General features: G+C 63.9%; 15 protein-coding genes. 8 read left to right on the plus strand and 7 right to left on the minus strand.

Annotated elements, in window-relative coordinates:
* Positions 1 to 54: 54 nt before the first annotated feature.
* Complete coding sequence (locus tag Q4S45_RS15835) at positions 55 to 309, minus strand: hypothetical protein (RefSeq protein WP_305505828.1); 255 nt, start codon at positions 307 to 309, stop codon at positions 55 to 57.
* A gap of 154 nt (positions 310 to 463) precedes the next feature.
* Here Q4S45_RS15835 and Q4S45_RS15840 point away from each other — a divergent pair, with 154 nt between their 5' ends.
* On the plus strand, positions 464 to 1,495 hold the full coding sequence (locus Q4S45_RS15840) for a hypothetical protein (RefSeq protein ID WP_305505830.1): 1,032 nt from the start codon (positions 464 to 466) through the stop codon (positions 1,493 to 1,495).
* 1 nt (position 1,496) lies between these two features.
* Positions 1,497 to 2,336, plus strand: coding sequence for a phytanoyl-CoA dioxygenase family protein (locus tag Q4S45_RS15845; RefSeq protein WP_305505832.1), 840 nt, complete (start codon positions 1,497 to 1,499; stop codon positions 2,334 to 2,336).
* A gap of 95 nt (positions 2,337 to 2,431) precedes the next feature.
* On the opposite strand, the gene Q4S45_RS15850 is transcribed toward Q4S45_RS15845, so the two are convergent.
* From Q4S45_RS15850 to Q4S45_RS15865, 4 genes are all read right to left on the minus strand, one after another.
* Complete coding sequence (locus tag Q4S45_RS15850; protein ID WP_305505834.1) at positions 2,432 to 2,941, minus strand: hypothetical protein; 510 nt, start codon at positions 2,939 to 2,941, stop codon at positions 2,432 to 2,434.
* Entirely contained in the window at positions 2,938 to 3,336 is a 399-nt protein-coding gene (locus Q4S45_RS15855; protein ID WP_305512122.1) for a lysozyme, read from the minus strand. The genes Q4S45_RS15850 and Q4S45_RS15855 overlap by 4 nt, the downstream gene beginning before the upstream one ends.
* 267 nt (positions 3,337 to 3,603) lie before the next feature.
* The gene (locus Q4S45_RS15860; RefSeq protein WP_305505836.1) at positions 3,604 to 5,580 is read right to left on the minus strand and encodes a CHASE domain-containing protein; all 1,977 of its coding nucleotides are present in this window, start codon (positions 5,578 to 5,580) and stop codon (positions 3,604 to 3,606) included.
* 14 nt (positions 5,581 to 5,594) lie between these two features.
* On the minus strand, positions 5,595 to 6,689 hold the full coding sequence (locus Q4S45_RS15865; protein ID WP_305505838.1) for an HD-GYP domain-containing protein: 1,095 nt from the start codon (positions 6,687 to 6,689) through the stop codon (positions 5,595 to 5,597).
* Positions 6,690 to 6,888: 199 nt separating this feature from the next.
* Between Q4S45_RS15865 and Q4S45_RS15870 the strand changes: the two genes are divergently transcribed.
* From Q4S45_RS15870 to Q4S45_RS15895, 6 genes are all read left to right on the plus strand, one after another.
* Entirely contained in the window at positions 6,889 to 9,222 is a 2,334-nt protein-coding gene (locus Q4S45_RS15870; protein WP_305505840.1) for a M1 family metallopeptidase, read from the plus strand.
* An 87-nt stretch (positions 9,223 to 9,309) separates the two neighbouring features.
* Positions 9,310 to 11,676, plus strand: a complete 2,367-nt coding sequence (locus Q4S45_RS15875; protein WP_305505842.1) for a M1 family metallopeptidase — start codon at positions 9,310 to 9,312, stop codon at positions 11,674 to 11,676.
* Positions 11,673 to 12,161: a DUF6702 family protein gene (locus tag Q4S45_RS15880; protein ID WP_305505844.1), complete on the plus strand. Its 489-nt coding sequence runs from the start codon at positions 11,673 to 11,675 to the stop codon at positions 12,159 to 12,161. Before Q4S45_RS15875 ends, Q4S45_RS15880 begins: the two co-directional genes overlap by 4 nt.
* 10 nt (positions 12,162 to 12,171) lie before the next feature.
* Positions 12,172 to 14,184, plus strand: coding sequence for a TonB-dependent receptor (locus Q4S45_RS15885; protein WP_374046043.1), 2,013 nt, complete (start codon positions 12,172 to 12,174; stop codon positions 14,182 to 14,184).
* 41 nt (positions 14,185 to 14,225) lie between these two features.
* Positions 14,226 to 14,978 (plus strand): 2OG-Fe dioxygenase family protein, encoded by a 753-nt coding sequence (locus tag Q4S45_RS15890; RefSeq protein WP_305505846.1) that lies wholly within the window; start codon positions 14,226 to 14,228, stop codon positions 14,976 to 14,978.
* A 27-nt stretch (positions 14,979 to 15,005) separates the two neighbouring features.
* On the plus strand, positions 15,006 to 16,364 hold the full coding sequence (locus Q4S45_RS15895; protein ID WP_305505848.1) for a hybrid sensor histidine kinase/response regulator: 1,359 nt from the start codon (positions 15,006 to 15,008) through the stop codon (positions 16,362 to 16,364).
* Between the two features lie 121 nt (positions 16,365 to 16,485).
* Here Q4S45_RS15895 and Q4S45_RS15900 read toward each other — a convergent pair whose 3' ends face one another.
* On the minus strand, positions 16,486 to 17,718 hold the full coding sequence (locus tag Q4S45_RS15900; RefSeq protein ID WP_305505850.1) for a DUF1501 domain-containing protein: 1,233 nt from the start codon (positions 17,716 to 17,718) through the stop codon (positions 16,486 to 16,488).
* 16 nt (positions 17,719 to 17,734) lie between these two features.
* The gene (locus Q4S45_RS15905) at positions 17,735 to 19,255 is read right to left on the minus strand and encodes a DUF1800 domain-containing protein (protein ID WP_305505852.1); all 1,521 of its coding nucleotides are present in this window, start codon (positions 19,253 to 19,255) and stop codon (positions 17,735 to 17,737) included.
* Positions 19,256 to 19,402 lie beyond the last annotated feature (147 nt).

The following is a 19,402-nucleotide window of genomic DNA, read 5'->3' on the forward strand; positions in this document are numbered from 1 at the left end:
CGAATGGCGGGATATGCATGCGGCGGGAGCGCGCAAACGGAATCGCGACGAGACCTACTTGCTGCGCTTTTGCGCGGCGGCGAATGCGGCGGCGATGGCGTCGGCGCTCTTGGTGCGCGGGATGCGCCGGCGATCGCGCTTGCCGCCCGGTTCGATCAGCGCCGTCATGAGCGCGCTATCCGGCCCGGCGGTCGGAATGAAATGGGCGATGGTGCTGCCGCGGTAGGTGATCGCCACGGGATTTCCCGCAACGAGGAATTCCTCGAAGTTCTGCTGGAATTCGGCGATGCCAACCTTGAACGCTTCCATCGGATTCTCCTTTACATGAGGCGCACCATCCAGTCGCCGCTGCTGCCGGCCGGCGGCGCGTTTCTAGAAATCAACTTTGCATCAACGTCGCCGAATTGCCTTGATTCGGCGCAAGCTACGTATAATTGCACGCTCCGCCCGAATTGTTTGCCCCATGCCTGCCACCGACGACCTGCCTCTCCACGACATCGATACCGCCGCGGCGCACTTGCGCGACGTGCTGGCACAGGTGGTTGAACACGGCCCAGCGCATGCGGCGCTGGTGGTGTACGACGAGCGCACCGGCCTGTCGCGCGCGCTGGCCGAGGGCTACCGGCGCAACCTGCCCGGCGCCGTGTTCATCGATTTCGACAAGGTCGCGCCGGACGACGTGCTGGCCGCGTTCCGGCGCATGGCGCCCTCCGACCTGGTGGTGCTGGTCCAGTCCACCAACTTCCGGCTCGAAGCGTTCCGCATCCGCGTGGAGTTGTTCAAGCTCGGACTGAAAGTGATCGAGCATGTGCACCTGTCGCGCATGCCCGGTGCGCAGGGGGCGCACTACATCGAGTCGCTGGCGTACGACCCGGCCTACTACCGCGGCGTGGGCCGCGCGCTGAAGGAGCGCATCGACAGCGCGTCGTCGGCGACGGTCGACAGCGGCGGAGAGCTGCTGGTGTTCGCCTCGACGCTGGAGCCGGCCAAGCTCAATATCGGCGACTACAGCGGCATGAACAACGTCGGCGGGCAGTTCCCGATCGGCGAGGTGTTCACCGAGGCGCAAGACCTGGAAGCGGTGAACGGGCGCGTGCGCGTGCACGTGTTCGGCGATACCTCGTATTTGGTGAACCGGCCGGAGACGCCGATCACGCTGGTGATTGAGCGCGGACGCGTGGTGGGCGCCGAGAATGCGACGCCGGAGTTCGAGCGCCTGCTCGAGATCATCCGCGCCGACGAGGGCGAGGTGTGGCTGCGCGAACTCGGTTTCGGCATGAACCGCGCTTTCACCCGGGAGCGGCGCGTGAACGACATCGGCACGTATGAGCGCATGTGCGGCATCCACCTGTCGCTGGGCGCCAAGCACGGCGTGTATCCGAAGCCGGGCTTCAAGCGCAAGGACGCGCGCTATCACGTCGATGTATTTGCGGTGACCGAAGCAGTGTATCTGGACGACCAGCGCGTGTATCGCGACGGCGCCTGGGAGGTGTGAGATGCTGAGCGACGAGCAGAAGGCGGGCTACCACCGCGACGGCTATATCGTCCTCCCGGGCTTCAAGAGCGCCGAAGACATTGCGGCCGTGCGGGAGCGCGCCCTGCAGATCGTCGATGCCTTCGATCCCGGACAGGGCAGCTCCATATTCACGACGCAGAACCAGACCACCGCCACCGACGCCTATTTTCTTGGATCGGATAACACCATCCGCTGCTTCTTCGAAGAAGAGGCGTTTGACGCCCAAGGCCGGCTGAAGCAGGACAAGTCACTGTCGATCAACAAAATCGGCCATGCGCTGCACGACCTCGATCCTGTGTTCGAACGCTTTTCGCGCGATGCGAAGCTCGCTGCCGTGGCGCGCGACCTGGGTCTGGCCGAGGCGCTCATTTGGCAATCCATGTACATTTTCAAGCAGCCCGGCATCGGCGGCGAAGTGCGCTGGCATCAGGATGCGACCTTCTTCGAGACCACGCCGATCAGCGTGACGACGTTCTGGTTCGCGCTGGAAGACGCCACCATCGACAATGGCTGCCTGTGGGTGGAGCCGGGCGGACATCTCGGTCCGCTGCGCGAGCGCTTCGTGCGCAACGGCGATGCAATCAGTATGGAAAAGCTGGATTCGACACCGTGGCCGGACGACAGCGTCGCGGTGCCGCTGGAGGCGAAGGCGGGCAGCCTGGTGTGCTTTCATGGACTGCTGCCCCACTACAGCGCGCCGAACCGGTCGCCCGTGTCGCGCCATGCGTACACGCTGCACGCAACCGATGGGCGCACCGTTTATTCGCCGCGCAACTGGATCCAGCGCGACCCGGCGTTGCCGGTGCGCGGTTTCGACTGACCGGCCAACATGGGCTCAGGTCCGCAGGACCCGCCCCCCAACCCAGCGCTTGTCCGCGGTGTTCGGATCCGATGCAGGGTTCGAGACCATTTCATTCATGCGCCGGTTGGAGTTCCCACACGATTCGTCACCATCGCGCGGCGACGAGTCACGGTCTTCTTTGATGTAGTTTTGATTCGCACTGCTTCGAAAAAATCGCCATCGTCTGCGATCATCAGATGGTCTTTGCGGATGGGGTATAGCAAATCGCAGCCTGTCTCAATGATCGTCACCGGGTTTGGGAAAGGGATGTCGCTTACGTCAGTTCGCCAATCGCGGTCGAAATGAGACACCGTCTCTTCCCTACTCCGCTGATAGCTCGGGTGCATACAGGTGCGTCCATTAAATTCGAATCGTTCAGCACTGATGACTGCAAACTTTCCAATAATCTTCTCCACCTGGCTTTGGGATCTGCTGCCCACTGCTGCGCCGCCTATGAAGGCTGTGATTTTCCACTTCCCGTAAATGTCGGCGTTCAGCTCTTGTGCATGTGCGCCGACAAATGCAAGCGCTAGAATAGTCAACAACACGAATCTCGCGACTGGTTGATTAAGGCGGTCAGTCATTTGGCGGCGCTCCTAATTGGCGCATTAGGGGCAATCCTGAACGGTGCGCTTTCTGCTTCCCAACGCGGGACGAGTCCGTGATAAAACACTCTCACTCTCTTGCCGTTTCGCTTTTCGTGGCCGTAGGTCATCTTGGCAATCGCATTCGCTGCGCCGCCGAAGTCCCCTGCGTTCAGGAGTGTATATATATGATTCGAACCATTCACTCCGGCGTTATAAGTAAGGCTGACTAAAGCATCAAATTGCTGTTGGGTCAGTTCTACCTTCACATGCTTCTCAACCCCCTTTTCGGCGACCTTTAGCCGCGCCGAAAACTCCGCTTCAATATCCGGTTCAGTTACTGCCCTTGCGAGTTCTTTGGAAGAGCACGACCCGGTATGTGCTTTAGTGCCGATTCCCTAAGTACAGTTACCCCGCCCCGGCCCGCCATCGTCGTAATATTTCATTACCTTTTTCTCGGTGTAACGCATGTTCAAGCGGGCTTCGGTGCTCATGTACACGATCATTCTCCCATTTGCCGGATTTGTCCGCGTGAGCAATTGTTATCGGATGGCACCGCGAGCAAGTTGCCAATGGTCAATCGGGCAGTTCGAAAGATCGTCAACGCTTGCACTTTCGCACATGAGAAAAACGCGGCTTCGTCCAACGCACCCAACATGGGGTCAGGTCCGCAGGACCTGACCCCGATCCGCTTCGGCCACGGGTTGGGCGGCGCCCGGATTGGGCGCGGTCTTGGGCATCATGATCGTGATGCTGGTGCCGCTGCCCGGCTCCGATTCGATGCCGATGGTCCCGCCCAGCATGCCGGTGACGACGTTGTAGACGATGTTCATGCCCAGCCCCGATCCGCCCTGCCCCAGCTTGGTCGTGAAGAAGGGATCGAACACCTGGTGCAGCGTCTTCTCGCTCATGCCCACCCCATCGTCGCTGAAGTTGAGCACCACCTGGCCCTGCTCGATCTCGCGCGCGCTGATGGCGATGCGCAGCGCCACGTTGTCGCCGAACGCATGGAGCAGCGCGTTGTTGATCAGGTTCGACAGCACCTGCCCCAGGCCGCCGGGATACGAATCGAGCGTCAGCATCGGCGGCACATCGACGTCGATCCTGCAGTTTGTGCGGCGCAGCTGCGCGGCGAACGTGGCGACGGTGTCATGCACCACTTCGCCGAGCTCGAAACGGCGGCGCTGGTCGCTGGTCTGGTCCACCGAGACCTGTTTGAAGGACGTGATCAAATCGGCCGCGCGGCTCAACGAGCTGGCCATGATGGCGCAAGCCTGGCGCGTGTCGGCCATGTGCGCCTCCAGGGTCGACCGTTTCAGGCCGCCCTCGACGTATTTTTTCTCGAATTCGTTGACCATGTCCGACAGCGCGGTCGCCGTCAGCAGGCTGTTGCCGATCGGGGTATTGAGTTCGTGCGCAATGCCGGCCACCAGCGATCCGAGCGACGCCAGCTTCTCCGACGTGATCAGGCTGGCCTGCGCCTGCTTCAGCGTTCCCAATACCTGCGACAGGTCGCCATGCGCCATTTCGAGGCTGGCTTTCTGCGCCTCCAGCTCGGCCACGCTGGCCCGCTGTTCGACCAGGGCCGCGCGCAGCTTTTGCGTGAGCGTGCGGCCCCGGTGCGAGGCCGTCAGCAAGGCGCCGATCAGAAGGCTGATCACGAAGCCGGCGGCGCCAATCACGAACATTGGCGTGACGTCGCGGCTGTACCGGCTTCCTTCAAGCGCGCCGAAGCGCGCAACCCAGCGGCGCTGGGCGACGTTGATGCGCACCTCGCGGGTGCTCGCACGCAGCGTGCGGGCGCCGGCAGGCAGGCTGTCGAACAGGATGTTGTCCTCGCCGGCGGCTTTCGGCTCCGGCGCATTGGCGTCGCCCGCATCGGCGATCTGCAGCGCGATATGGCGCAGCACCGCCGGATCGACCGTCTCGTGGATCAGGTCCTCGACCCGGAATACGATCGCCACCACGCCGATGAACGCGGCGCGGCGCTGTTGCACCGTGTCGAGCGGCATATTCTGGCGGTAGATCGGCGCGCGCGCGACGAAGCCCGGGTGGCGCGTCGCATCCTGGACCAGCAAGGTGCGGCCGGTGGCCACGATACTGCCGCTGTCGCGCGCCTCCCGCACCGCGTCCAGCTGCGACGGCAGGCTCGCCAAATCGAGGCCGAAGGCGTTTTCGTTGCCCTTCATGGGTTCGTTGAATTCGATGACGAAGTGCTCGTCGCCCTCGATCGCAGGATGAACCGTGAAATTGGGCGCGCCAGGCAAGCCGCCGCCGGTCTGCTTGCGAACGTCGGCCTGGAAGCTGTCGATGTCGTGTCCCGGCACGGCGCGCACGAACTGGATCGCGCGGAAACCCGGATAGCGTTCGGTCAGGCGAAGCTCACCGACGAAGCGCGCGAACTGGTCGCGATCGACTTCGCCGGTCACCGCGAACATGCCCTTGAGGCTGAGCAGCATGTCGAAGTAGGTGCGCAGGCGCACGGAGGTATCGGTCGCGATCTTGTCCGTGTCGCGCGCGAAGTCGCGGCGTATCTGGGCATCCTGCGCGCCGGCCACCATGAAGCAGATCCAGGCGGTCAGGCAGATGCCGACCGCGAACGCAAGGTAGCCGTTGGCCCTGATCGGATCGCGTCGCATGGCCTGGCCGATCCCTATTCCGAGTCGGGAAACTCGGCGCAGATCGCGCGGAACTGCTCTTCGATCGCCAGCATGGCGTCGACGATGTCGGGATCGAAGTGCTCGTCGCGGCCCTGGCGGATCAGCTCCACCGCCGTTTCGTGGGTGAAGGCCGGCTTGTAGACGCGCTTCGAAATCAGGGCGTCGTACACATCGACCACCGCCATCAGGCGCGCCGCCAAAGGAATCTGCTCGCCGCGCAGCCCTTCCGGATAGCCGGAGCCGTCCCACTTCTCCTGGTGCGAGTAAGTGATCTCGCGCGCGTAGCGCAGGAACGGATTGGTGCCGCCCAGGGTCTGCTCGACGCCGGCGATGGCGTCGCGCCCGTGCACCGTGTGCCGCTTCATGATGTTGAATTCCTCGACGGTCAGGCGACCCGGCTTTTCGAGGATCGCGTCGGGAATCGCGACCTTGCCGATGTCGTGCAGCGGCGCCGCCTGCGCCATCAGCGCGATATTGGCGTCGCCCAGTTCGGCGGAAAAGCGCGCGTGGAAGCGCAGCTCGCGCGCCAGCGCCGTGAACAGGAGCTGGGTGCGGCGCAAGTGGGCGCCGGTGTTCGGGTCGCGCGCTTCGGCCAGGGTTGCCATCGCCAGGATCGTCGCATCCTGCATCCGCACCGCTTCGCGGGTGCGCGCGGCCACCAGGTAATCGAGCTGGCTGTCGCGGCTCTTGTGCATCGCGCGCAGCGTTTTCAGTTCGAGGTGCAGGGCGACGCGCGCATGCAGCGGTTCGGCGGCCACCGGCTTGGCGATGACGTCGGAGGCGCCGTCGCGAAACGCGCGCCGCTCGCCGTCCGGGTCGCCCTCGGCGGTAAGGAAAATGACGGGAGTCGCCTCGCTGAGAAAGTCGCCGCGCAGTTCGTGCAGCACGGCCCGGGCGTCCATATCGGGCAGGGTGGCATCGAGCAGGATCAGGTCGGGACGCGGCGCCATCTCGGCCAGCCGCAGCGCGTCGGCGCCGGTACCGGCCAGCTTCACGTGGTAGCGCCCCTGCAGCAGCTCTTTCATCAGCACCAGATTGTCGGACCAGCTGTCGACAATCAAAATGGTTGCCTTGAAGTTAATGTCCATCCGCGCGTGTCTCCGTTTTAACCACACCGTCATCCATGATAACTCTTGCTGTGTGGATTGTTTCAGGTTTTTTACAATTCCAACGGGCAATTGACGATCACTACTATTAGAATAGTTATCCTAATTTCATAACAGAGACAGGGTAATTATGATACGTTTGCCGATTTGCTTGGCTGCTTTGTGCCTCACGGTTTCCGCCATGGCGGCCGAACCGTTCGACGACAAATTCCGCCAGCTCGACGAATTGCTGCCGACGCCGGGCGCCATCCGCACCGCGTCCGGCGCCCCGGGCCACGCTTATTGGCAGCAGCGCGCCGACTATTCGATCCGCGCCACGCTCGACGAGCCGAACCGCGCGATTCAGGCAGCCGAAACGGTCACCTACCATAACAACTCGCCCGACACCCTGTCCTACCTGTGGCTGCAGCTGGACCAGAACCTGTTCACGCCGGGCTCGGACAACCGCATGACTTCCACCGTGCCGTCGCGCGACTCCTGGGCCAAGGCGCGCGGAGAACAGGACGGCGTGCGCTTCGAAACCATGCGCTCGATGATGGAAAGCCGCACCTTCCAGGGCGGCTTCAACATCACCTCGGTCAAAGGGCCGGACGGCCGCCCGCTCCACTTCGTCATCAACAAGACGATGATGCGCATCGATATGCCGCAGCCGCTCAAGCCGGGCGCGAAGTTCGTCTTCAGCGTCGACTGGAACTACAAGATCAACGACGCCAAGTCCCTGGGCGGACGCTCGGGCTACGAGCGCTTCGACGACGCCGACAAGAACGACCTGTTCGAAATCGCGCAGTGGTTCCCGCGCATGGCCGCCTACTACGACGTGTATGGCTGGCAGCACAAGCAGTTCCTCGGCTCGGGCGAATTCACGCTCGAATTCGGCGACTACGACGTCTCGCTGACCGTCCCGGCGGACCACATTGTGGCCAGCACCGGCGCGCTGCAAAATCCCGACGCCGTGCTGACCGCAACCCAGCGCGACCGCCTGCGCCAGGCGCGCACGTCGACCAAGCCGGTGGTCATCGTCACCCAGGCCGAAGCCGAAGCGGCGGAGAAGTCGCGCAGCACCGCCACCAAGACCTGGCACTTCAAGGCCAAGAACGTGCGCGACTTCGCGTTCGCGACCAGCCGCAAGTTCATCTGGGATGCGCAAGGCTACAAGAAGGACGGCACCGACACGATGGCGATGTCGTACTATCCGAAGGAAGGCAATCCGCTGTGGGAGAAGTTCTCGACCCAGGCGATCATCCACACCATCGAGCAGTACAACAAGTATTCGCTGGACTACCCGTATCCGACCGCCATTTCCGTCAACGGACCGGTCGGCGGCATGGAATACCCGATGATTTCGTTTAACGGCCCGCGTCCGACCAAGGACAAGAAGACCGGCGAGATCACCTACTCGAAGCAGGCCAAGTACGGCCTGATCGGCGTGATCATCCACGAGGTGGGCCACAACTACTTCCCGATGATCGTCAATTCGGACGAGCGCCAATGGACCTGGATGGACGAGGGCCTGAACAGCTTCGTGCAGTACCTCGCCGAGCAGGCGTGGGAAGAGAACTACCCGCAGTCGCGCGGCGAGCCACGCGCCATCGTCGACTACATGCGCAGCAAGAACCAGGTGCCGATCATGACCAACTCGGAGTCGGTGCTGCAGTTCGGTTACAACGCGTATGCGAAGCCGACCACCGCGCTGATCATCCTGCGCGAAACGGTGCTGGGCCGCGAGCTGTTCGACTTCGCCTTCCGCGAATATGCGCAGCGCTGGAAGTTCAAGCGCCCTACCCCGTCGGACTTCTTCCGCACGATGGAAGACGCGTCGGGCACCGACCTTGACTGGTTCTGGCGCGGCTGGTTCTACACCACCGACTCGGTCGACGTCAGCGTCGATGGCATCACCGAGTACGGCGTGAGCAGCAAGAATCCGGAAATCGAAAAGGCCTGGAAGAAGGCGCAGCATGATGCCGAGCCGGTGTCGCTGACCGACCAGCGCAACAAGGGCACGCTGGCGCGCCGCGTCGATACGCATCCCGAGCTGAAGGACTTCTACAACGATCACGACGACTTCACGGTCACCAACAAGGACCGCAACAAGTACAACGAGACGATGGAAACGCTGGAGCCGTGGGAAAAGGCGCTGCTCGCGCAGGGCAAGCACCTGTACCTGGTGGATTTCTCCAACCTCGGCGGACTGGTGACGCCGCTGGTGCTCGAGATCGAACTCAAGAGCGGAAAGAAGTATATTGAGCGCATTCCTGCCGAAGTGTGGCGCTACAACTCGAAGAAGGCGACCAAGCTGATCGTCACCGACGAGCCGATGGTCGGCCTGACCCAGGATCCGTACTGGGAAACCGCCGATACGGATGTCAGCAACAATTCGTGGCCGCGCAAGATCACGCCGTCGCGCGTGGAGCTGTTCAAGTCCGAACGCGGCACGAATGACCTGATGAAGGACTTCAAGACGCCGTTGAAAACCAAGGACTCGAAAGACAAGGCCGACAAGCCGAAAGAGGATTAAGTCCCTGAAACAGCAGTAAGCCAGCCGGCAGCCGCGCGATGAATTTCGCTCCGCTGCCGGTACTCATTCCAGCACCAGCCACTTCCCATGAATATCAAACGCCTTCCCCTCGCCGTTGCCGCCCTCCTGCTCTCGCTGTCCGCCGTCGCCGCGGAGCAGTTCGACGACAAGTTCCGCCAGCTCGACGAGCTGCTGCCGACGCCAGGCAGCATGCGCACCGCCTCAGGCGCGCCCGGCCACGCCTACTGGCAGCAGCGCGCCGACTACAAGCTGCGCGCCACGCTCGACGAAAAGAACCGCGCGATTTCCGGCGCCGGCACGGTCACCTACCATAACAATTCGCCGGACACGCTGTCGTATCTGTGGGTGCAGCTGGACCAGAACATGTTCCGCGCCGATTCGGACAACCGCATGGCCGCCACCGTGCCGTCGCGCGAGGCATGGGCCGCGAAGAGCGAAACGGACGGCATGAAATTCGAGGCGATGCGCTTCAACCTGGAGAGCCGCACCTTCGACGGCGGCTTCAACATCACGGCGCTCACAGGCCCTGGCGGCCAGCCGCTTCACTACGTCATCAACAAGACGATGATGCGGATCGACCTGCCACAGCCGATGAAGCCTGGCGCGACTTTCGCGTTCAGCATGGCCTGGAACTTCAAGGTGCCGGAACTGAACGTGCTGGGCCGACGCAGCGGCTACGAGCGCTTCGACGACGCTGACAAGAACGACCTGTTCGAGATCGCGCAGTGGTTCCCCCGCATGGCGGCCTACTACGACGCGGCCGGCTGGCAGAACAAGCAGTACCTGGGCGACGGCGAGTTCACGCTCGAATTCGGCGACTACGACGTCGAGCTGACCGTCCCGGCCGACCACATCGTCGCCAGCACGGGCGAGCTGCAGAATCCCGACGCCGTGCTGACCGCGGCCCAGCGCGAGCGCCTGCGCCAGGCGCGCACTGCCACCAAACCCGTCGTCATCGTCACCCAGGCCGAAGCCGAGGCGGCGGAAAAATCGCGCAGCAGCGCCACCAAAACCTGGCACTTCAAGGCGAAGAACGTGCGCGACTTCGCGTTCGCCACCAGCCGCAAGTTCATCTGGGACGCGCAGGGCTACAAGAAGGGCGGCACCGACGTGATGGCGATGTCGTTCTATCCGAAGGAAGGCAATCCGCTGTGGGAGAAGTTCTCGACCCAGGCGGTGATCCACACCATCGACCAGTACAACAAGTACTCGTTCGACTATCCCTACCCGACCGCAATTTCCGTCAACGGGCCGGTGGGAGGCATGGAGTACCCGATGATTTCGTTTAACGGCCCGCGTCCGACCAAGGACAAGAAGACCGGCGAGATCACTTATTCGAAGGCGACCAAGTATGGCCTGATCGGCGTGATCATCCACGAGGTCGGCCACAATTACTTCCCGATGATCGTCAACTCGGACGAGCGCCAGTGGACCTGGATGGACGAAGGCATCAACACCTTTGCGCAGTTCCTCGCCGAGCAGGCCTGGGAAGAGAATTTTCCGCGTTCGCGCGGCGAGCCGCGCAACATCGTCGACTACATGCGCAGCAAGAACCAGGTGCCGATCATGACCAACTCGGAATCGGTTATCCAGCGCGGCAACAACGCCTACGCCAAGCCGGCCACGGCGCTGAACATCCTGCGCGAAACGGTGTTGGGCCGCGAGCTGTTCGACTTCGCCTTCCGCGAATACGCGCAGCGCTGGAAGTTCAAGCGCCCTACCCCGTCGGACTTCTTCCGCACGATGGAAGACGCGTCGGGCACCGACCTTGACTGGTTCTGGCGCGGGTGGTTCTACACCACCGATTCGGTCGACGTCAGCGTCGACGGCATCACCGAGTACGGCGTGAGCAGCAAGAATCCGGAAGTCGAAAAAGCCTGGAAGAAGGCGCAGCATGATGCCGAGCCGGTGTCGCTGACCGACCAGCGCAACAAGGGCACGCTGGCGCGTCGCGTCGAAGCGCATCCCGAGCTGAAGGACTTCTACAACGATCACGACGACTTCACGGTCACGAACAAGGACCGCAACAAGTACAACGAGACGATGGAAACGCTGGAGCCGTGGGAAAAGGCGCTGCTCGCGCAGGGCAAACACCTGTACCTGGTCGACTTCTCCAACCTCGGCGGGCTGGTGACGCCGCTGGTGCTGGAGATTGAACTCAAGAGCGGCAAGAAGTATATCGAGCGGATCCCGGCTGAAGTATGGCGCTACAATTCGAAGAAGGTCACCAAGCTGATCGTCACCGACGAACCGATGGTCGGCCTGGTGCAGGATCCGTACTGGGAAACCGCCGACACGGACGTGAGCAACAACGCGTGGCCGCGCAAGATTACGCCGTCGCGCGTGGAGCTATTCAAGTCCGAACGCGGGACCAATGACCTGATGAAGGACATGAAGGTGCAGCTCAAGCCAATCAAGAAGGACGGGAAGTGATACGCATCCTGAAGCTGTGCGTCGCCGCGCTGACCCTGTGCTGCGCGGCGGCACAGGCGCACCAGTACCATTTCGGCATCACCGACATCTCGTTCAACCAGAAGACCGGCAGCACGGAGGTGGTGCACACCTACCAGGCGGACGACATCGCGGCGCTGCTGCAGAACCTGTACCAGCGCCAGTTCGACCTGACGCAGCCCGAGGACGAGGCGGTGCTGCGTAAATATGTCGAGAAGCGGTTCTGGATCGAGGGCGCCGACAAGCGCCGCCTGCCGCTGCACTGGGTCGGCCTGAAGGCCGGCGCGGAAACCGTCGAAATCTACCAGGAAGTCGAAAACTCGCCGCTGTCGAAGGCGGCGCTGATTCACGACGAGGTGCTGATCGACTTCATCGCTGCGCAAGCGAACACAGTCAACGTCAGCGAGGGCGGCAAGATCAGGTCGTTGTCGTTCGACCGGCAGAAGACTGACCAGCCGGCGCACTGAAGATCCCGCCATGCCAACGAGACTACGCCCACTCCCTTGCGCGCTTGCGGCGCTGCTGATGCACGCTTCCTGCCACGCCGACGACGATGTCCTGCAGCGCATCCTGGTGCAGGGTTCGCGCGCGAGCCAGCTGGGCATCGCCGATTCGGCCAACGCCGGCACCGTCAGCCAGAAGCAGCTCGAGGCGCGCACCGTGTACCGGCCCGGCGAACTGCTCGAAGCGACGCCCGGGCTGATCGTGAGCCAGCATAGCGGCGAAGGCAAGGCCAACCAGTTCTACCTGCGCGGCTTCAACCTCGATCACGGCACCGACCTGCGCACCACCGTGGATGACATGCCGGTCAACCAGCGCAGCCACGCGCACGGCCAGGGCTGGACCGACCTCAATTTCGTGATCCCCGAACTGGCCGCGCGGCTCGATTACAGGAAGGGGCCGTACTCGGCGCAGGAAGGCGATTTCGCCTCCGCCGGCAGCGCCGCGATGACGTATTCCAACCGGCTGACGCAAAACGTGGCCAGCGCCACCATCGGCCAGAACGGCTATGCGCGCACCATGCTGGCCGGATCACCCGACGCAGGCAAGGGCAGCGTGCTGTACGCGCTCGAGCTGCTGCACAACGACGGACCGTTCGTCCATCCCGACGACTACCAGAAGGTCAACGGGGTGCTGCGCTACAGCGAAGGCTACGCCAACAACGGCTTCTCGGTGACCGCGATGGCCTACAGCGGCAAGTGGAATGCGACCGACCAGGTGCCGTTGCGCGCGGTGGACGCCGGCGCCCTGGACCGCTTCGATGCGATCGACCCGACCGACGGCGGCAACGCGCACCGCTACAGCCTGTCGGGCGTGTGGCGCCGCACCGGGTCCGACTCGGCCTCCAAGGTGAGCGTCTACATGATCCGCAACCAGCTGGACCTGTATTCGAACTTCACCTACTTCCTCGACGATCCCGTCAACGGCGACCAGTTCAGCCAGCCGGACCGGCGCGTCACCAGCGGCGTGAACGCGAGCCATACGTGGCACGCGCACCCGGGCGGGCGGGTGTCCGACTTCACCGTCGGCTTCCAGCTGCAAAACGATAATATCTTCAACGGCTTGTACCACACGAAGGCACGCGAGCGCCTGTCCGCCACGCGGGAAGACCACGTGACCGAAACCAGCCTTGGCGTGTATGTCGAAAACCACACGCGCTGGAACGACTGGTTGCGCACCACCGCCGGCGTGCGCGGGGACGCTTACCGCTTCAAGGTGCGCGGCGATCTGGCCGCCAATTCGGGCACTGCGAACGACAGCCTGCTCAGTCCATCGTTGAACCTGGCGTTCGGGCCGTGGAAGCAGACCGACTTTTACGTCAATTTCGGCAACGGCTTTCACAGCAACGACGCGCGCGGCACCGTGGCGCAGGTCGCGGGCCTGGTGCGTTCGCGCGGAATGGAGGCTGGCGTGCGCACCGAGATCGTGCCGGGCCTGCAAACGTCGCTGTCGCTGTATCGCCTCGACTTCGATTCCGAGCTTACTTTTGTTGGCGACGCCGGCACGACAGAAGCGGGCCGCCCCAGCCGGCGCAACGGCATCGAGATTTCGAATTACTACAAGCCGCTGAAGTGGCTGACCATCGACGTCGATGCGGCGTTCGCGCGCGCCCGTTCGCGCGACTTTGCGCCGGAAGGCGACCGCATACCGGGCGCGGTCGAAGGCGTCGGCCAGATCGCGCTGACCGTGGACCAGCTGGGCGCCTGGTCGGGCGCGCTGCGGCTGCGCTATTTCGGCCCGCGTCCGCTCATCGAAGACAACAGCGTGCGGTCCAAACCAAGCATGACCATCAACGGCCGCATCGCCTACCGCATCAGCAAGTCCATGAAGGTCGAACTGGAAGGCTTCAACCTGGCCAACCGGCGCGATTCGGCGATCGACTACCTGTACGCGTCGCGCCTGAAGAACGAAACGGCGGCGGTCACGGACATCCACTTCCACCCGATCGAGTCGCGCTCGGCGCGCGTCACGCTGATCAGGAACTGGTAAGGGCCGCACGCAGGTGAGTCAAAAATGCTACGCTATCGGCGATGACGACTCCCGCCCTTCCCTTTACCGATCCATCCGAGCTGGCGCACGACCTGCGCACGGCCGGCTACGCGCTGCTGCGCCCCCTTGATGTCGCCGCCCTCGCCGGCTGCAGCATCGGCGACCTGAATGCGCTGGTCCCCGCCTGGGACTACCTCGCGCCGGACAACTACCTCAAGGACGGCGGCCGCTACCGGCGCCGCCGCCACTCCTGCTTCATCGACGACGGCGCCGCGTTGGCGCAGACGCCGCATCGCGCGCACTGGCAGCCGATCGAATACAACGCCCTTCACGGCGGCATGCACCGGCTGTTCGAGCCGATCGAGCCGGCGACCATCGCGCAGCCGGCGTGGAGCAAGCTGCTGCATGCGCTCGGGCAGGCCTGCTCCGCGGTCAAAGGCGCGCAGCCGTGGCACGTCGAAGCGCACCAGTTCCGCATCGACACGCTCGAAGGCATCGGGCGGCCGACGCCGGAGGGAGCGCACCGGGACGGCGTCGATTTCGTCGCCGTGCTGCTGGTCGGGCGCCACAACATCAAGGGCGGCGAAACGCGTATCTTCGAAGCGGCCGGCCCTGGCGGCAAGCGCTTCACGATGCTCGAGCCCTGGACGCTGCTGATGCTCGACGACGCCGCAGTGATCCACGAGTCCACGCCGATCCAGCCGACCGGCGAGAACGGCTACCGCGACACGCTGGTGCTGACCTGGCGCGCCGGCGCTTTCCAGGGCGAGGACGCGCCGCCGGATCCGGTATAGTTCAGGCCTCGAACCAGGAGGCGAAACGTGGAACACGAACGGGAACTGCAGGCGCAAGACCATGAAATCCTCATCGTCGAGGACAGCCCGACCCAGGCCGAACGCCTGCGCCGGCTGGTCGCGTCGGCCGGCTATCGCGTGCGGGTCGCTGCCAACGGCCAGAAGGCCCTCGACCAGATCCGCGAGCGCAAGCCGCAGCTGATCGTCTCGGACATCATCATGCCCGAAATGGACGGCTACGCATTGTGCCGTGCGCTCAAGGCAGATGCCGCGCTGCGCGACATTCCCGTCATCCTCGTCACCGCGCTCAACGACCCGAAGGACATCATCCGCGGCATCGAGTCCGGCGCCGACAACTTCATCCGAAAGCCCTACTCCGAAGAGTACCTGCTGAACCGCGTCAGCCAGGTGCTGCTTAACCAGCGCCTGCGCCAGGATGCGGGGCCGGAAGCGGGTATCGGAGTCTATCTGGGCGAGCAGAAGCACATCATCAACGCCAGCCGCCAGCAGATGCTCGACCTGTTGATCTCGACCTACGAACAGGCGGTGCAGGTCAACAGCGAGCTGCAGGCGCGCGAACGCCAGGTCATCGAGCTGAACATGCGGCTGTCGCAGCATGCCGCCGAACTGGAGGCGCACAACCAGGAGATCGCGCGCAAGAACATCGAGCTGGCCGAGGCGAGCCGCATGAAATCGGCGTTCATCGCCAACATGTCGCACGAGCTGCGCACGCCGCTCAATGCGATCATCGGGTTCACCGGCACGCTGCTGATGAAGCTCCCCGGTCCGCTCACCGACGACCAGGACCGCCAGCTGAACACGATCCGCACCAGCGCGCGCCACCTGCTCTCGCTGATCAACGACATCCTCGACGTCGCGAAGATCGAGGCCGGCAAAGTCACGCTGGCGCTGGCGCCGGTGCAGTGCCAGGCGCTGATTACCGAAACGGCCGATTCGCTGCGGCCGCTGGCGGCGCAAAAGGGACTGGCGCTCACGGTCGACCTGCCGCCCGAACCGGTCGTGGTCACCAGCGACCGGCGCGCGCTGGCCCAGATCGTGATCAACCTGGTCAACAATGCGATCAAGTTCACCGAGCACGGTGCGATCCGGGTCGCCCTGACGCAGCGCAGCATCGCCGGCGAAGTCGTTACCGAAGTGAGTGTGACCGACAGCGGCGCGGGCATCCGGGCCGAGGATCAGGCCAAGCTGTTCCAGGCGTTTTCGCAGCTCGATTCGACATCCACCAGGCACGCGGAAGGGGCGGGACTGGGTTTGTACTTATGCCAGAACCTGGCCAACCTGCTGGGCGGAAGCCTGCAGCTGTCGAGCGAGTTCGGGGTCGGCAGCACCTTCACGCTGGTGCTGCGCGAAAGACAGGCAGGCTGACCCGGCATCAAAAAAAACGCCCGCGACCTTGCGGTGCGGGCGGTAATCCAATTTGCGGGAAATTGGAGGAGACAGGTCCAATATAGTCCGCTTTATGGTGCGCTGCAATACCGTAAAACTACTATGCTTTCATCAGCTGGAATCCTGCCTGGCGCTGCGGCATGTTGGGGAATATCTGCGCCAGCTGGCGGTCGTTCAGGCGCATGTGGCGTTCGGCGACCTGCGCCAGCACCGAGCGGAAATCGGTCGTCACTGGCAGGTCGCGCCCTTCGTTCAGCGCTGCGTCGCCCACGCCCTGCCAGTCGCCGTACACCTTGCCGCCGTTGACGCCGCCGCCCATCACCCACATCACGTTGCCGTGACCGTGGTCGGTGCCGCCGTTGCCGTTTTCCCGCGCGGTGCGGCCGAATTCGGACATCACGATCACCGTCGTGTCATCGAACATCGGCCCCAGGCGCTGCGCCAGCACGGCCAGGCCATGTCCCAGCGGCGCTAGGCGGCTGGCCAGCTGGCCCTTGCCGGCGCCCTGGTTGGCGTGGGTGTCCCAGCCGCCCAGCGCGATGAAGGCGAGCTGGATTTTCGGATCGTTGCGCATCAGCGCGGCCAGGCGCGCGGCGTCGTCCGGGAAGCCGTTCGGCAGCGGCGCGCCGCCGTCGGCCGGATTCATCTCGCCGGCTGCCGCCGCTTCCATCACTTCCTTGTGCGCGTTCTTGCCGTCCTGGTAGGCGCGGCCGAAGCGCTCGTGGCTCGCATACATCTGGTCGAACGCCGCGCCGATGGCCGGGCGGTCGAGGATGTTGGCCTTGGTGGCGGCGATCACGTTCGGCAGGTTGACCGCCGCCGACGCGCCCGACAGGATGCGCGGCATGAGCGGCCCGATCGCCAGCGCGCGGCTCGGCGTCGAGGTTCCGGGCAGCGCCGTGACCAGGCGGTTCATCCAGCCGTCCGGCGTGTTCTTGCGGCCCGGCGTGGCCGACTCCATGTAGTCCTGCGCGTCGAAGTGCGAACGGGTGCTGTCTGGCGAGCCGCTGGCATGGACGAAGGCGAGCTTCTTTTCCTGCCACAAGGGCTGCAGCGTGGCCAGCGCGGGATGCATGCCGAAGTAGCCGTCCAGGTCCAGCGCGCCGCCTTCCATGCCGGGTGCGGACAGGCCGATGGTCGGGCGCAGGCGCAGGTAGTTTTCGTCGGCGACCGGCGCCACCACGTTCAGGCCGTCGACCGCGCCGCGCAGCATCACGACGATCAGTTTTTTCTTGGTTGGATTTTCGCCGGTGGCGGCCCACGCGCTGCGGCCGACAGGCAGCACCAGGCTCGCGCCCAGCGCCATCGAATTGAGGAAGTCTCTGCGTTTCATGTTCTTGTCGTCCGCTTTAGTGTTGCATGAAGTCGGGGCTGCCGAGCAGCATGGCGGCGCGCAAAGGCTCCGCATTGCCGGCAACGGTGCTCAGGGTGCGGCTCGAAATGGCGCCGCCCAGGGTGGCCTGCAGCTGCGTCGCATCGAGTTCCGGCGCGGCGGGCGCCGACATCGCCGGCGTCTTCGACAGCGGCAGCTTGCCGCCGGCGAGCGCGGTCGCGAACGTGATGCGGCGCGTCAGCGCGTCGGGATTGAGCCACGCTTCCTGGGTGTTCTTGTAGCCGTCCGGCGTCAGGCAGCCGTACAGCGGCATGCCCAGCTGGGTCATGGTACCGAGCAGCGGCTGGATGTTGGTCACCGGCGCGCCGCTGGCGCGGGCCGCGGAAATCACGAACTGGTAAGGCGTCTTGAACTTGGCGCCCACCGCTTCCGGCGCCATGAACTGCTGGCTCGAAAACAGCGTGCGCAGCACCGAGCGGATGTCGCCCTTTGACGCCATGTACATGCGCGCCATGCGTTCGACCAGCGCCGGCGGCGGTTCATCCTGCACGAAGTACTGCGCCAGCTTGTAGCTGATGTGGTGCGCGGTGGACGGATGCATCGCCAGCACGTCGAGCGCCATTTCGCCCTCGGCCAGTCCCTCGCTTTTCACTTCGCGGCCCAGCCAGTGCTTGACGCCCTTGTCGTGGCGCGCGAGGTCGAAGCGGAAGGTCTGGTTGCTCAGCATGAGCGTGCGCTGGTCGTAGCCCCAGCCGGTCAGCATGCGCGCCAGTTCGGTGACATCCTTCTGCGTGTAGCCGCCGTCCACGCCCAGCGTGTGCAGCTCCATGATCTCGCGCGCGAAGTTCTCATTCAGGCCGCTGGCCTTGCCCTTCGGCGTCAGCGCCAGCGCGGCGCGCACCCTGCCCGGGGTGTAGCCGGCCACGGTCGACAGGTTGTTGTCGAGGTAGTACAGCATCGCCGGATGCTTGGCGGTCGCGCCCAGCATGTCGCGGAAGGAGCCAAGCACGTAAGGCCGGATCGCATCGCGCTCGTAGCTGGCGACCAGCGCGCGGTCGATGCCCTTGCCGGAGAAGACGTTGAAGTGGTTGTACCAGAAATCGACCATCACCTCTTCGAGCTGGCGCGGGCTGTCGATCGCGCGCAGCAAGCGCGCCTCGGCCGTCTCCATCGCGATCGCCGTCAGCGCGAGGCGGCGCTTCTGCTTCGCGCCCTCGTCCTCGACGCGCACCTGCTTTTGCAGGTCGACGAATTGATCGACCACGTCGCCGGCCTTGCGGTTGACGGCGGCCAGCGAAGCGAGGCGCTCGGTCAGCGCGGCGGGCATGGGGATGGTTTCGGGGTGCAGCTGTTCGTCGATGTAGCGCTCGACGCCGATCTGCCTGACGCGTTCGATGTCGCCCGGTTTCGGGCCGAACGCGAGGCGGTTCAGGACATGGACCGCCTGCTGGTCGGGGGTGAGCGTCTGGGCGCCGGCCGGCGCCGCGGCCCATACCAGGGCGCTGAAGAGGAAGAGGGATAGTCGTTGTGTTTTCATTGTAGTCTCGAGCCGACATCGAAGTGTGCCGTGTTCATATTTATATCCCAACTGCCCCCGTAGATGAAGCTTGCTGTGTTTCAATTGTAAGCAGATGTAACAGCAAGTTCAATCAAGCGTTTTACTTATATCGGCCGATTGACAATT

The sequence above is a fragment of the Massilia sp. R2A-15 genome (assembly GCF_030704305.1).
Lineage (GTDB): Bacteria > Pseudomonadota > Gammaproteobacteria > Burkholderiales > Burkholderiaceae_D > JAFCUW01.